Below are 12,576 nucleotides of genomic sequence, written 5' to 3'. Positions count from 1 at the left end.
ATCCCACAATGGCCTCCACTCCCCCCATCGCTCTCGTCACCGGCGCCTCGCGCGGAGTCGGCCGCGCCTTTGCTCTCGAACTCGCGCGTAAGGGCGCGCATATCGTAGCGCTCGCCCGCACCCAGGGCGCGCTCGAAGAGCTCGACGACGACATCCGCGCGCTGGGCGGGCAAACGACGCTCGTTCCCTGCGACGTCACCGATTTCGACGCGCTCGATCGTCTCGGCGGGGCGCTTTTCGAGCGCTGGGGCAGGCTCGACATTTTCGTCGGCAACGCCGGCGTGCTCGGCCCGCTGTCGCCGCTCGCCCATGTCGACGTCAAGGACTGGAACCGGGTGTTGGCGGTGAATGTCACCGCCAATTGGCGGCTCATCCGCTCGCTCGACCCACTGCTGCGGGCGTCTGGCGCCGGGCGTGTCCTTTTCGTCACCTCGGGCGCGGCGCATAAGGCGAAGCCCTTCTGGGGGCCCTATGCCATCTCCAAAGCTGCGCTGGACGCGATGGCGCGCACCTATGCGGCCGAGGTCAAGGACAATGGCGTCACGGTTATGATCGCCAATCCCGGGCCGTTACGCACCCGCATGCGCGCCCAGGCCATGCCGGGCGAAGACCCGATGACGCTGCCGGCGCCGGAGGATTTTGCAAAAAAATGCCTCCCGCTGCTAGCGCCCGAGTGGCGCGAGACCGGGAGGCTCTATGACTTTCCCACGGACCGGCTGATGGACTTCCGCCCGCCGGCGTGAAAAGCGCGGGGTCACCCCCGCGCTTCGCCATCAGTGATGGTGATGATGGTGGTGGTGGTGATGGTGATGGTCATGGTGGCGCCTATGAAACACCGGAGCCGGCTCCGGGGCATAGGCGAGCGTGAGGCTCTCGACGCCCGCGTTCCAGCCAAGGCCCGCGCCCGCTTCGATCTGGAAGGGCTGCAGCGAGAAGGTGTTGTCCGAGCCGCCGACGAGGACCGCGCCGCCGCCGCCGACGCCGATCTTGGCCGAAACGCCTGGGCCGACGTAGTTGCCGGCGAGCGCGCCGGGGCCCACCTTGCCGGTGGCCGCGATCACGCCCCAGGCAAGCTCGCCCTGGCCGTTCACGGTGATATTCGGGCCGACCTTGGTCAGCGTGCCGACGTAATGGACCGGGGCGGCGCCTTCCTCGTCATCGCTATAGGCGCAGTCGATCTGCTGGTTCTCGACGATGACGCTCAGATCGTTGCCGAGCAGTCTGCATTGAAGCGTGCCAATGCGGCCGTCCGCGAGAGCCGCGGCCGGAGCCAGAAGCGCCAAAATGGCGGCGCCGCCGAGAGCGTGGCTGAGTTTGAAACGGAAAGACATAGAAACTCCTCCTCTTTTTTTTCTTTCGAGCCGTTGCAGCTCTTACCGCGATCGCAAACTTCCCCAGAATGCTACGCATAAGACGACTATAGGACAACTGGCGAGATCGCCACAGTAGCAACGGGAACGGCGCCATTCGACGCGTGCGGCGCCGCACGCGGCAAGGATCGCAAACCGATTCCCTTTAACTGCAGACCCTTGCAAAGGGCGAGCAGTCGGGCGATCTTGAGGTAAGCTAACGCGGCCTTAATTCGACGCTTGGACGCGGCGGCGGAGACGGAGCGATGAGCGCGCAACTTCCTGTTTTATATGAGTCCCAGCTTTCGGGCTCCGACCTCGAGGCCTTGCGTGCGGCCGTCGCTGCGTTGGAGCGCCAGAGCTTTGCCGGTCGCGTCGCGCGCCTTGCCGGCCGGCGCATGGGGCTCATCAGCCGCCCCCTGCCCCCTCAGCTTCAGGAAATGGCGGGAATCGCGGCGCGCAAGGCGCTCACAACGGCGCTGAAGGTGGCGCTTTCGAGCCTCGAAGGCGCGCCGCAACGCGACACCACGCGCTTTCACCGCCGCCTCGCCGCGCTCACGGGCGGCGTCGGCGGCGCCGTCGGCCTTGCGAGCCTCCCCGTGGAACTGCCGGTCTCGACGACCATCATGCTGCGGTCGATCGCCGACATTGCGCGCAACCAGGGTGAGAACCTACGCAATCCGGAGACGGCGCTTGCCTGCCTCGAGGTTTTCGCGCTCGGCGGCCATACGGATGACAATGTGCTCGAAGGCGGCTATCTGGCGGCCAGGGGCCTCCTCGCCAAATCCGTGAGCGACGCAGCTCGATATGTTGCGACGCGCGGCGTCTCGCAGGAGGCTGCGCCCGCGCTTGTGCGACTGGTCAGCCAATTCTCTGCGCGCTTCGGGGTCGTCGTCTCACAGAAAGTTGCGGCGCAAGCGGTGCCGATTATCGGCGCGGTCAGTGGCGCGGCGATCAATCTCGCCTTCACCGAGCATTTCCAGACGCTGGCGCGCGGCCATTTCGCGGTCCGCCGACTGGAGCGTATTTATAATCCGGCGCTGGTGCGCGCCCAATATGCCCGCATCGCCCGCGAAGAAGGCTATTGGGACGCGCCGCTCAACGCCTAGATTTCCAAAGCCTAGAGCACGGTTTCCCGAGCCGCCATCTTGTCCGCGATCCTTCTCCCGTGCGTCGCAGTCACCCTGTCGACCAGCGAACGCAAGGCTCGACGCGCATCCTCCGTCCGCGCCTCCGTGAGCCGCGAAAAACCATATGCAAAGGCCATGACGAGCCCGGTCAGGCAGGCAAAGGCGAAGATATGCAGCGGCCCGGCGCTGTCATCGGGCATCCATTCCTCGCCAGCGAAATAACGGATCGCGCATGCGCCGAAAAAGACGACCGCATTGTGAACTGCATAGAGAGAATAGGAAAAATCCGCGAGCTTGCGGTTGATCTCCGCTACGCCGCCGTCTCGGAACGGAGACGAGTTGAAACGCAGAGCGACGATCACATTGGCGAAGAGGAAGGCGTTGAGCACATCGGCGAACTGCTGCAGCTGCGGCACCGCCGCCAGCGCCGGCCCCCTCACGGTCAGACGCGTGACCACGACCGACACAATCAGAAGCGCCAGCGCCAAGTTGGGGCTCTTGAGAAGCGGGCGCGTCACAATGCGGGCGATAGCGCCCATGACCCAGATGAGGAAATAAAAAGCGAAGAGCGTCTGAGGCGCGCAAAGCGCCGCAAATAAGGCGACTCCCGCCGTGAAAGCCGCAGCTTTCGCCCGCCAGCTCAGCCCGCGATGCAGGGGCAAAAGCAGCAGCGGGAAAACGATATAGCTCCAGAATTCGCAGGCCAGCGACCACAGAGGGGCGCTCGTGCCATAAAAGGGCGAATAGATCTCCTGCAAGTTCAATAGATTAGGAGGGATTAGATTCAGGCCGAAATGTCCGTCGAAGAGGCTGTGTTCGTAGAAGGACTTACGAAAAAGCGCGCGACCGAGCGTGTCGAACGTGAACGTTACCAGTAGAGCAGGAATCAAGACGACGTAAATACGTGTCACTCGATTGATGAGATAGCTTTTCAAAAAGGCTTTATCTTGCAAGATAGCGGTCAGAGCATTGCCGCCGACAAGAAAACCCGAAATGACAAAAAAACCAATCACCGCAAAATGGGCGAACTGGAAGTGGCTAAAAAACCACCAAATGTAATTAGTCGTGCTCTGAGGGGTAATCATCATGCCGCCAAAGCGATTGAAGAGCGGCGTTTCATGCCCGATCAAGACGATAAAGGCGAATAGCCAGCGGCCGCCATCAAGAAAGTTTGAAAGTCGGGGCTCGAGTCTCAAATAATTTTTCTCCTCTTAAGGCTAAGCTCTTCTTCCATTTTTACACACTCGCCGACCGAGGCGGAAGTCTCTGCTTGAGCCTATTTGCCGCCCACCCACAGGACCCGTCTTGCGCGTATGCGCCCCAGCCCCTATCACCCTGCCCTATGGCCGACGCATTCTCCCCCAAATCCGAATTTCTGCGCGTTCTTTTGGAGCGCGGGTTCGTGCATCAGTGCTCCGATTTCGAGGGGCTGGACGAAAAGGCGACTGCCGGAGGACTTGTTGCCTATATCGGCTTCGACTGCACGGCCTCTTCACTCCATGTCGGCTCTCTTCTGCCGATCATGCTGCTGGCCTGGCTCCAGCGCACCGGCGGCAAGCCCTTGCCGCTCATGGGCGGCGGCACGACCCGCGTCGGCGATCCTTCGGGCAAGGATGAAAGCCGCAAGCTTTTGACGGTTGAGCAGATCGACGCCAACAAGGCCTCGATCAGACGCGTTTTCGAGCGCTTCCTGACCTTTGGCGATGGACCGACCGACGCCTCGATGCTCGATAACGCCGACTGGCTCGCCGGGCTCAATTACATCGACTTCCTGCGCGACGTCGGCCGGCATTTCTCCGTCAATCGCATGCTCACGATGGATTCGGTGAAGCTGCGGCTCGAGCGCGAGCACGAGCTCTCCTTCATAGAATTCAACTACATGTGTTTGCAGGCCTATGATTTCGTCGAGATCAACCGCCGCTATGGCGCGCTGCTGCAGATGGGCGGCTCGGACCAATGGGGCAATATCGTCACGGGCCTCGATCTCGGCCGCCGCATGGGAACGCCGCAGCTTTACGCGCTGACCTCGCCGCTGCTGACGACGGCCTCCGGCGCCAAAATGGGCAAGACGGCGGCGGGCGCCGTGTGGCTCAACGCCGACATGCTGTCGCCCTACGATTACTGGCAATTCTGGCGCAATACCGAGGACGCCGACGTCGCCCGCTTTCTGAAGCTCTTCACCTTCCTGCCGATGGACGAGGTCGCCCGGCTAGCGGCGCTCGGGGGCGCTGAGATCAACGAGGCCAAGAAAACCCTCGCGACGGAGGCGACCGCGCTGGTTCATGGGCGCGAAGCCGCCGAACAGGCGGCCGAGACCGCGCGCGCGACCTTTGAAGAGGGCGCGCTGGCTTTGTCGCTCCCGAAGGTTCCCGTCTCCGCCGACGAGATCGCCGCCGGGCTCGGCGTGCTCTCCGCCTTCGTGAAGGCCGGCCTCGTCGCCTCGACTGGCGAAGCGCGCCGGCAGATCAAGGGCGGCGGCCTGCGCGTCAACGACGTCATTGTGACGGACGAGCGCGGGACGCTCTCGGACAAAGACTTCGAGACTGGCGGCGTCGCCAAACTTTCGCTTGGCAAGAAGAAGCACGTGCTGCTGGAAGTGCGGTAAATTCCCTACCGCGTCTCCGGCATCCGCGCCGTCCCGTCCAGCACGCCCATGATCTTGCGCATCAGGCCGGGCGCGATCGCCGACAGCGGATTGACGCTGACGACAGGCGCGGATAGCGCCCCCGCCACGCGGTAGTTCAGCGCAAAAATACCCTCGTTCTGGCCGCCGGTGATGACGAGATTGAGCACCGGAATATTGGAGAGAAGGCTGTTCAGCGCATAGGCCGGCACATAAGAGCCGGAGAGGTCGAGCCGGTCACGCGGGAAGTCGATAAAGCCGTCGAAGGTGAGTCCGATTTCGGGGCCGGACATCACCCCCTCGCGCACCGACAGGCGCCCGCCGCTCCACGTGAAATTGGATTGCAGCCGGCCGACGCGCACGACATCGGGGTCGAAACGGACATTGCCGCGATCGTCGGCGCGTGACGCTCCGCCCTGCGCCATGAGCTGACGCATCGTCGGTTCGCCTTTGACGAAGAAATCGCGGATACGAATGGCGCCGTCGGCGCGGTTCTGGCCGAGCGCGACATTGGCGTTCAGGACGCCGTTCTCCATCTTCCGGTAGAGATCGAGGAAGGCCAGGAAAGAGCCGGCGTCATTCGTCGATATGTCGAGCTGCTGCGCGCCGTTTTGACCGCGCGTCATCGCGACGGCGAGGTCCTCTCGGCCGAAATTGCCGGTGAGCGCCACGGTGCGCGGTCGCCCGCCGCGCGCTTCATATTCGAAGACGACATTGGAGAGAATTTGTTTCCCGTGACCGGTGACGATCGGCAGCTTGAAATCCACGCTGACGTCGTCGCCGGCGCTCTTCTGAGCCCCTGAAGGCTTGTCGGCGCCGCCGCTCCCCGAGCGGATGAGCGAAGCGAGCATCGGCCGCGCGTCGAAATTGGCCCCCCGCACGACAATCTTCGTCGCGTCGCCGCCGCGCGAGACTTCGACTTTCATGTCATCGCCCGTCGAAAGCCGCACCGGCGCGAGCCGGGCGCTGCGGAAGCCCCCCTCTTTGGCGAGTTCGATCACGCCCTGCGCCTGGATGGGGCTGGCGTCGAAGTTGAACTGATCGAGCGCGATCGCTTCGCCGCGCTTCACCGCGACGAAGGACGCTTTGGCGGCTTTGCCGACCGGCTTCGCGACGCCCGGAATTGGGTTGTCGAAACCGGCGCGCGTCAAGTCGAGCTCGACACGGGCGTTGAGGTCGTCGGCGACGGGGAGCTGCGTTTTCACGATCGCCGAAACCGGCCCGCTCACGCCCGCGACGGCATAGCCCGCCCGCTGCCGCGCCGCTTCGTCGAACGTCAGGGTCAACTGCGCCTGCGCCGGCCCCTTTTCGCCAAAGCCGCGCCGGAGGTCGAGCGTCGCCGGCGCGCCATAGAGTCGCCCGGTCCCATTGACGCGCAGGCCACTGCGGTCGGAGAGCACATGTAAAGCCGCGCCCTCGAGCCGCTCTTTGCCGATGAGTCTCTCGACGACAAGATTCGTCGTGTTCGCGTCGACTGCGAAGGTTGTGTGATCGCCCCTCGCGTTGTCGCCCAGCTCGAAATCGACCCTGACGCGGCCGTCGATCTGACCTTTGAGCGTTGCGCCGTCGACGGGAACGGTCGCATGCGCCGCAACGACGGGCATCGAGAGAATATCGGCGGCCGCCTCGATGTTGCCCGCGACCTTGAGATCGAGCGCGGCGGGGGTCGGGATCAACGCATTATCGGCGACGGAGAAACGCCCTTCGGAGAGGGTGAGGCGACGTCCCGGGCCGGTCTCTATCATGCCGGAGGTCGCGTCAAAGACGGAGGTGCGGCCGGTGACGCGGAGCCTCCCTGAGACGCCCGTCATCGGCGCCAGGCCCGGCAAGACGTCGACCAGTGTGCAATTCGCGACCTCCCCCACGATCTCGAGGGACTTGTCCGGCGGCGGGCGCTCATAGCGCATGGCGGTGAGCGCGTCACCGTCGAAGTCGCCAGCAGCATGCGCATGCTTCACGACGCCGACGGGAATGTGATCGAGAAACCATGCGCGCACGGGCGCCGCGACATGCGTGGGCCAAAGCCGCATGAGCGCGCGCGCCTGGACATCGTCGACGTCGAGCGTATAGGCCACGCGCGGCGCTCCGCGATAGCTTGCCGCAACGCTTCCGGACGCGCGCAGGTCAGGTCCGGAGACGGCGAAGCGGTCGAGCAGCAGGCGACCCTGACCATGCATCAGCCGCGCCTCGAGCGTGGCCTCCTCTATGGCGACGCTCTTCTCCCCGGCGTGATCCGGCGCGATTTGGGTTGGCTTCACAAGTCTGGCGCTGATCAACCAGGCGTCGGCCCCCGGATCGGCGCCGGGAGGAAGCTCCGCCGGCGCCTGGGCCGATCCCGCAAGCGCCAAATCGAACCCGCCCGCCTTGAATTCGACGGGCGCGACGACAAGCTTGCGCTCACGCCGGCTCCAGCGGGCCTGGGCCGCGATGCGCTGGACCATGACCGGTTCATAGTCGGGCTCCTCGAGTCGGAAAAAGCCCTTGCCGATCTCCAGGCCGCCGGACGCCCCGAGCACGATCCCGTCTGGCGAGAGCGAGAAGCTCAGATCGACGCCGAGCGGCGCGTCCGTGTCGAAGTGAAGATTGCGGGCGCCCGCGACAAGCGAGATTTCGTCGATCGTCACATTCCGCAGCTTTGCCGAGAGGGCGCGGTTTTCGCCCGGCGCGCCCTTCGCCGCGGCCGTCATGCTCCAGCGCCGTGACGGTCCCGTCGCGGCCAGGCTGAACCGCATGCTGCCCTGGGCCTTCGCCAGGCTCAGCGAAACGTCCTTATATTGAATGGTGCGGTCGACGGTGCGGTCGTCGATGGTCAGCCGGCCATGCTGCAGGCCGAGCTTATCTAAACCGCCCACGGGGCTGTTTGGACTGACCGCCAGATCCATCAGCGAGCGCAGGGCGCCGGCCGCCGTCTTCAGCAGGGCGACGCGCTCGATTGGCGGGCTCGGAGCGGACGGCGCGCTCGGGGTTGGTTGAGCGGGTGGCGATTGAGGGACCTTGGCGGTGGCGAGCGGGTCCCCGCCCGCCGAGATCGCGATGGTGCCGTCGGCCTGGACGAGAAGACGCACCTCGAGGTCGAGCGCCTCCAGCCGGCGCGGTCGGAGGCGGCCAAGAAAGATCGACGGCCAATCGAGCGAGAGCTCAGCGCGCGGCGCAGCGAGAATCGCCTTGTTGCCGGATTTTACGACGAGGCCGTCGATCGTCAGCGTCGGACCATGGTCCGAATTGGCCACGGAAACGCCAGCGAGCTGGAAGGCGAATTGCCCGTCGAACCGTTCGTCCAGCGCGGCGACGATCGGCGGCGCGAGCCAGCTGAAGTCGATCGGCCCGCGCGAGAGAGCCAGGAAGAAGGCGCCGATCGCAAGACAGACGAGCGCCAATCCGGCCAGCCCAAAGGAGGCGCCAGCCCGGACCGCCCTCGGGACGCGGACGCGTCGGCGCCGTTTCGGCGGCCGTCGTGGGACTGCCAGCCGATCGCCGCAATGCTCGCGCCCTACCTGGTCGCTCAAATACCCTCGCTTCGCCCTGTCATTCCGGCGCGCCGAAAAAAGGCGCATCCCCTGGAGTTGCGCACTTGCCCGCCCGGCGCCGTCTCTGCATTGTCCAGCCAGATCCTAAATGCGGTTACGACGAAAGGAAGGCGCAATGGCGACGAAAGCGTCGACTAAGAAACCCGCGGCGGCCAAATCCACAGAGAAAAAGCCCGCGGAGAAGGCTGCAACCGCCAAAGCCACGGCCGCAAAGCCCGCCACGGAGGCGCCTGCGCCGACAACTTCTATTATCCAACTGAAAGAAGGCGATTCGGCGCCGGCCTTCACTTTGCCCGGCGCAGGCGGCGAGACGCTGTCGATTGCGGCGCTCTCGGGCAAGAAGGTCGTTCTCTACTTCTATCCCAAGGACGACACCTCCGGCTGCACCAAGGAAGCGATCGAGTTCAACGCGCTGCGCGACAAATTCGCCAAAGCTGGCGCGACAATTGTCGGCATGTCGCCAGATTCGGCCAAAAGCCACGACAAGTTCCGCACCAAATACGAGCTCGCCTTCCCGCTCGCCGCGGACGAAACCAAGGAGACGCTTTCGGCCTATGGCGTCTGGGTCGAGAAGAGCATGTATGGCCGCAAATATATGGGCGTCGAACGCTCGACCTTCCTTATCGACGCCAACGGCAAGATCGCGAGGATCTGGCGCAAGGTGAAAGTGCCGGGTCACGCCGACGAAGTGCTGATGGCGGCGGAGGGGCTGTAGCCCCGCACGGGCGCGAACGTTACCTTGGATTTTTCCTGTCAGGCCTCCGGCCTGACGGGGATGACCTAGACCAGTTTCTGATCCTTTTGGGATCGGAAACTGGTCTCGCTTTTGTCTAGAGCGAACGATTCCGTTCGAGAGGAACGCGCGCTCTAATCTCGGGACAGAAGTCGGTAGCTGCTCGAAGAAAGTCTGCTGGCGATTGCGATGGAGAGAAGGATTGCGACCGCCATCGCCTCCCAGGCTCCGGAGAGATCGGCGAAGCGATCGCGTACGGCGCCGGCGAAAAACGGCGCGAGGCTCGCGACAATATAGCCGCCGCCTTGAACAAAGGCCGCCAACTCGCCGGCGCGGACCGGATCGTCGACATGATCCAGGGTGACGATCAACGACAGCGGAAATAACGCGCCAATGCCGAGCCCGAGCAACAGCACGGCTGGCAGGGCCAGGGATAGCGGCGAGGCGACGAGACAGACGAGGCCTGCGAATATGCAGAGCAGCACGGCGACGAGCGGCCCGCGGCGATCGGGAAAGCGGCCGATGACGGCGGAAACGCCGAGCCCCGCCAATACCTCCGCGACGGTCAGGCCGGCGAGCAGATAGCCGCTCATGTCGCGGCTCTGGCCGAGGCTCATGTAATAGGGCGGCAGCCAGGCGAGAACCAGCGTGTAAGCGCCGGTGCCGATCCCGAAGAACAGCATCAATGTCCAGGCGCGACCCTTGCGCAAGAGCGGATCGCTCATTGCGTTCAGCGTCGCCGCGGTCGTTTGTGACGCAAGCGGCAGCGCCAACCAGCCGATCGTCGCGACAGCGGCCGGCAGCGCCCACACCGCAAGAGCGCCGGGCCAATCGAGCGCGCGGGCAAGTCCGGAGGCCGTCGCGGCGGCGAATGCGGCGCCGCCCATTATGGCGGTGGTGTAGAGTCCCATGGCGCGCCCGACGCCGGCGCCGAAGCGCTCCTTGATGACTCCCGGCAGCAGCGCCTGGATGACGGCGATGCCCAATCCTGCGCCGGCGGCCGTCGCCAACATTCCAAATGCGTCGTTCCAAACCGCTCGGCTCGCGCAGGCCAGCGCGATCGTCGCTATTCCCAGAGCAATGACGCGTTTCGTTCCGAAGCGCCGCCGTAGGCGCCCTCCGGCGAAGGCGCCGAGCCCCAGGAGAAAAACCGGCAGCGTGGTGAGAAGCCCCGCTTCGGCGGAGCTCAGTCCGGTGGAGCTCTCGATGAGATCGAGCAGTGGCCCCAGCCCCGCCATGACCGGGCGGAGATTGAGGGCGAGCAATATGATCGCGGTCAGGATCAGGCCATTGCCGGCCGCGCGTGCCTTAGGGCACGGCCAAGCCGATGCGTCTCTCGCTCTATCGTTTTGTGCGGTCATGATATTTCACCCTCGAAAGCCCGAGGTCGAAGGCGGTTGCCCTTCAATCGCCCGGTCGCTACTATCTTCCCAGAGAGTATCTTAACGTCGAGATATATCATGTCGAACCCCGATGCGCCAGAGGACCGCGCCGCCATTGCCGCCCGCCAATGGCGGCGCGAACGGCCGGATCTGGATTCATTTCCGATGGAGGCACTGGGCCGGCTGCTCGAGCTGGCGCAGCTCATTGCGCGCGACCGGCTCAACCCTGTCTTCGCCCGTTTCGGACTGCAGACTGGCGAGTTCGATGTTCTGGCGACGCTGTGCCGATCGGGCCGGCCTTACGCTTTGACCCCCACAGCGCTCTATGAAGCGACGATGATTTCGTCGGGCGGCATGACCGCGCGCATCGACCGGCTGGAAAAAGCCGGCCATGTCCGGCGCGTCAAACACCCGACCGACCGGCGCGGCACGCTGGTGGCGCTGACCGACCAAGGGAAGTCGCTGATCGACAAAGCCCTACCGATTCATGTCCAGACCGAGCGGGCGATACTGGCGGCGCTGACCGAAGACGAACAGAAGACACTCGATCGTCTGCTCGCCAAGCTGCTCGCTAGCTCTAGAGAAGGCTCCGATCAAGGTGGCTCATATCCGCACGCAGCGACGTAGTTCGCGCGTGAAGGGCTCTTCGCGGCCGCGTTACGCGACAGCCCTCCAGCGACGACAGTTTCTACCACGCGTTTGCGAAGATCGTCGGAAAGCCCCATGCCCGCCGCCTCCCTTCCGCGGCGGAAAGGATGTATCCGAGTCAGCCGATTCGGGAATCCCAAAGCGACTTACATCGTTCGGGCCCTGCTCTAAGGGCCCCCTCCCTGAATGACGCACAAATGCGATCGTCAGTTATGCTCATGCTCCGCGCTCGGCGGCGCCGCGTCGGCCGGGGCGGACCCGCTCGCCGCTTTCTTGGCGATGATTTTGGCCATGTCGTCCGCGCCCTTCTTAGCCGCGGCGAGATCGGGCTTTATCGCCAGCGCCGCCTCGTAATCCGCCTTGGCGCGTTCGAAATCCTTCTTGGCGCGCCATGCGTTGGCGCGGTCGAGGAGCGCGACGGCGTTCTTGGCGTCGGCTTTCACGGCCGCGTCGAAGTCGGCCAGCGCCTTATCGAAATCGGCTTTTGCGTAATAGCAGCCGCCGCGCCCGATGAGGGCGGCGACCAGCTTGGGGTCGCGCTTCAGCGCCTCCGAGTAGTCCGCAATCGCGCGGTCGTGGTCGCCCTTGGCGTGATAGTAATTGGCGCGAGCCGCCAGCGGCGCGGGCGATTTCTTGTCGAGCTTGAAGGCTTCCTCGATATCGGCAAGCGCCTTTTCCGCCTCCCCTTTCACGCGCCAAGCGGACGCGCGGGCCATGAAGGCGGCGGCGTTTTTCCTGTCGTTCTCGATGGCTTTGCCATAGTCCGCGATCGCCGCGTCGAGGTCGCCCTTGGCGTGCTCCGCCGCGCCGCGCGCGAGCAGGACGACCGAGGAGCCCTCAACCTCCAGCGCCTTGCTGTAATCTTCGATCGCGTGGAGGTAGTCGCCCTTGGCCTGATAGGCGCCGGCGCGGTTCACATAGGCCGCCAGCTGATTCTTCTTTGGCTCTTTGGCGATCTGGCCGATAACCTGCGTGCAGCCTGCGATGCGCTCGTCGGGATTCGCCGATTTGCACTGTTTCCAGCCTGGATTTAACGCGGCCGGAGCCGCGAGCGCATGGGAGCCTGTCAGGAAGCCGGCGGCAAACGCGAATGCCGCCGCGGCCCGCGCGGCGTTGAAAGAATGAAAAATCATGTCCCGGATTGGCTCCGTCGTTCTCGAGTGGCGCTTAATCCTACCCGACTA

10 protein-coding genes are annotated in these 12,576 nt (G+C 64.5%); 5 read left to right on the top strand and 5 right to left on the bottom strand.

Annotated features, from left to right (window positions below; genetic code table 11):
• Positions 1-8: 8 nt before the first annotated feature.
• Positions 9-743: an SDR family NAD(P)-dependent oxidoreductase gene (locus tag OGR47_RS07755; RefSeq protein ID WP_165055385.1), complete on the top strand. Its 735-nt coding sequence runs from the start codon at positions 9-11 to the stop codon at positions 741-743.
• A gap of 30 nt (positions 744-773) precedes the next feature.
• Here OGR47_RS07755 and OGR47_RS07750 read toward each other — a convergent pair whose 3' ends face one another.
• Entirely contained in the window at positions 774-1,331 is a 558-nt protein-coding gene (locus OGR47_RS07750; protein ID WP_165055387.1) for a DUF992 domain-containing protein, read from the bottom strand.
• Positions 1,332-1,615: 284 nt separating this feature from the next.
• Here OGR47_RS07750 and OGR47_RS07745 point away from each other — a divergent pair, with 284 nt between their 5' ends.
• Positions 1,616-2,458 carry an EcsC family protein gene (locus tag OGR47_RS07745; protein ID WP_165055389.1) on the top strand — a complete coding sequence of 281 codons (843 nt, stop codon included), beginning with the start codon at positions 1,616-1,618 and terminating at the stop codon, positions 2,456-2,458.
• Positions 2,459-2,469: 11 nt separating this feature from the next.
• Here the strand turns inward: OGR47_RS07745 and OGR47_RS07740 are convergent, their stop codons facing one another.
• Positions 2,470-3,609, bottom strand: coding sequence for an acyltransferase family protein (locus OGR47_RS07740; RefSeq protein ID WP_246729841.1), 1,140 nt, complete (start codon positions 3,607-3,609; stop codon positions 2,470-2,472).
• Positions 3,610-3,821: 212 nt separating this feature from the next.
• On the opposite strand from OGR47_RS07740, the gene tyrS reads away from it, so the two are divergent.
• Positions 3,822-5,084, top strand: coding sequence for a tyrosine--tRNA ligase (gene tyrS / locus OGR47_RS07735; protein WP_165055392.1), 1,263 nt, complete (start codon positions 3,822-3,824; stop codon positions 5,082-5,084).
• Between the two features lie 5 nt (positions 5,085-5,089).
• Here the strand turns inward: tyrS and OGR47_RS07730 are convergent, their stop codons facing one another.
• Positions 5,090-8,479, bottom strand: a complete 3,390-nt coding sequence (locus OGR47_RS07730; protein WP_246729832.1) for a DUF3971 domain-containing protein — start codon at positions 8,477-8,479, stop codon at positions 5,090-5,092.
• A 400-nt stretch (positions 8,480-8,879) separates the two neighbouring features.
• On the opposite strand from OGR47_RS07730, the gene OGR47_RS07725 reads away from it, so the two are divergent.
• Complete coding sequence (locus tag OGR47_RS07725; protein WP_165055461.1) at positions 8,880-9,344, top strand: peroxiredoxin; 465 nt, start codon at positions 8,880-8,882, stop codon at positions 9,342-9,344.
• Between the two features lie 152 nt (positions 9,345-9,496).
• Here the strand turns inward: OGR47_RS07725 and OGR47_RS07720 are convergent, their stop codons facing one another.
• Complete coding sequence (locus OGR47_RS07720) at positions 9,497-10,723, bottom strand: MFS transporter (RefSeq protein WP_206527495.1); 1,227 nt, start codon at positions 10,721-10,723, stop codon at positions 9,497-9,499.
• A 99-nt stretch (positions 10,724-10,822) separates the two neighbouring features.
• Between OGR47_RS07720 and OGR47_RS07715 the strand changes: the two genes are divergently transcribed.
• Complete coding sequence (locus OGR47_RS07715) at positions 10,823-11,371, top strand: MarR family winged helix-turn-helix transcriptional regulator (RefSeq protein WP_165055396.1); 549 nt, start codon at positions 10,823-10,825, stop codon at positions 11,369-11,371.
• Between the two features lie 227 nt (positions 11,372-11,598).
• Here OGR47_RS07715 and OGR47_RS07710 read toward each other — a convergent pair whose 3' ends face one another.
• A complete protein-coding gene (locus OGR47_RS07710; RefSeq protein WP_165055398.1) occupies positions 11,599-12,525 on the bottom strand; it encodes a tetratricopeptide repeat protein in 927 nt (308 codons plus the stop codon).
• Between the last annotated feature and the right edge of the window lie 51 nt (positions 12,526-12,576).

The sequence above is a fragment of the Methylocystis sp. MJC1 genome, assembly GCF_026427715.1.
Taxonomy (GTDB): Bacteria; Pseudomonadota; Alphaproteobacteria; order Rhizobiales; family Beijerinckiaceae; genus Methylocystis.
The sequence above is the reverse complement of the archived record's forward strand: the minus strand, read 5'-3'. Positions and strand labels throughout refer to the sequence as shown.

Excerpts from the sequence above, each read along its gene's own strand:
- OGR47_RS07755 (WP_165055385.1), top strand. The coding sequence starts at position 9 with ATGGCCTCCACTCCCCCCATCGCTCTCGTCACCGGCGCCTCGCGCGGA.
- OGR47_RS07750 (WP_165055387.1), bottom strand. The coding sequence starts at position 1,331 with ATGTCTTTCCGTTTCAAACTCAGCCACGCTCTCGGCGGCGCCGCCATT.
- OGR47_RS07745 (WP_165055389.1), top strand. The coding sequence starts at position 1,616 with ATGAGCGCGCAACTTCCTGTTTTATATGAGTCCCAGCTTTCGGGCTCC.
- tyrS (WP_165055392.1), top strand. The coding sequence starts at position 3,822 with ATGGCCGACGCATTCTCCCCCAAATCCGAATTTCTGCGCGTTCTTTTG.
- OGR47_RS07720 (WP_206527495.1), bottom strand. The coding sequence starts at position 10,723 with ATGACCGCACAAAACGATAGAGCGAGAGACGCATCGGCTTGGCCGTGC.
- OGR47_RS07715 (WP_165055396.1), top strand. The coding sequence starts at position 10,823 with ATGTCGAACCCCGATGCGCCAGAGGACCGCGCCGCCATTGCCGCCCGC.
- OGR47_RS07710 (WP_165055398.1), bottom strand. The coding sequence starts at position 12,525 with ATGATTTTTCATTCTTTCAACGCCGCGCGGGCCGCGGCGGCATTCGCG.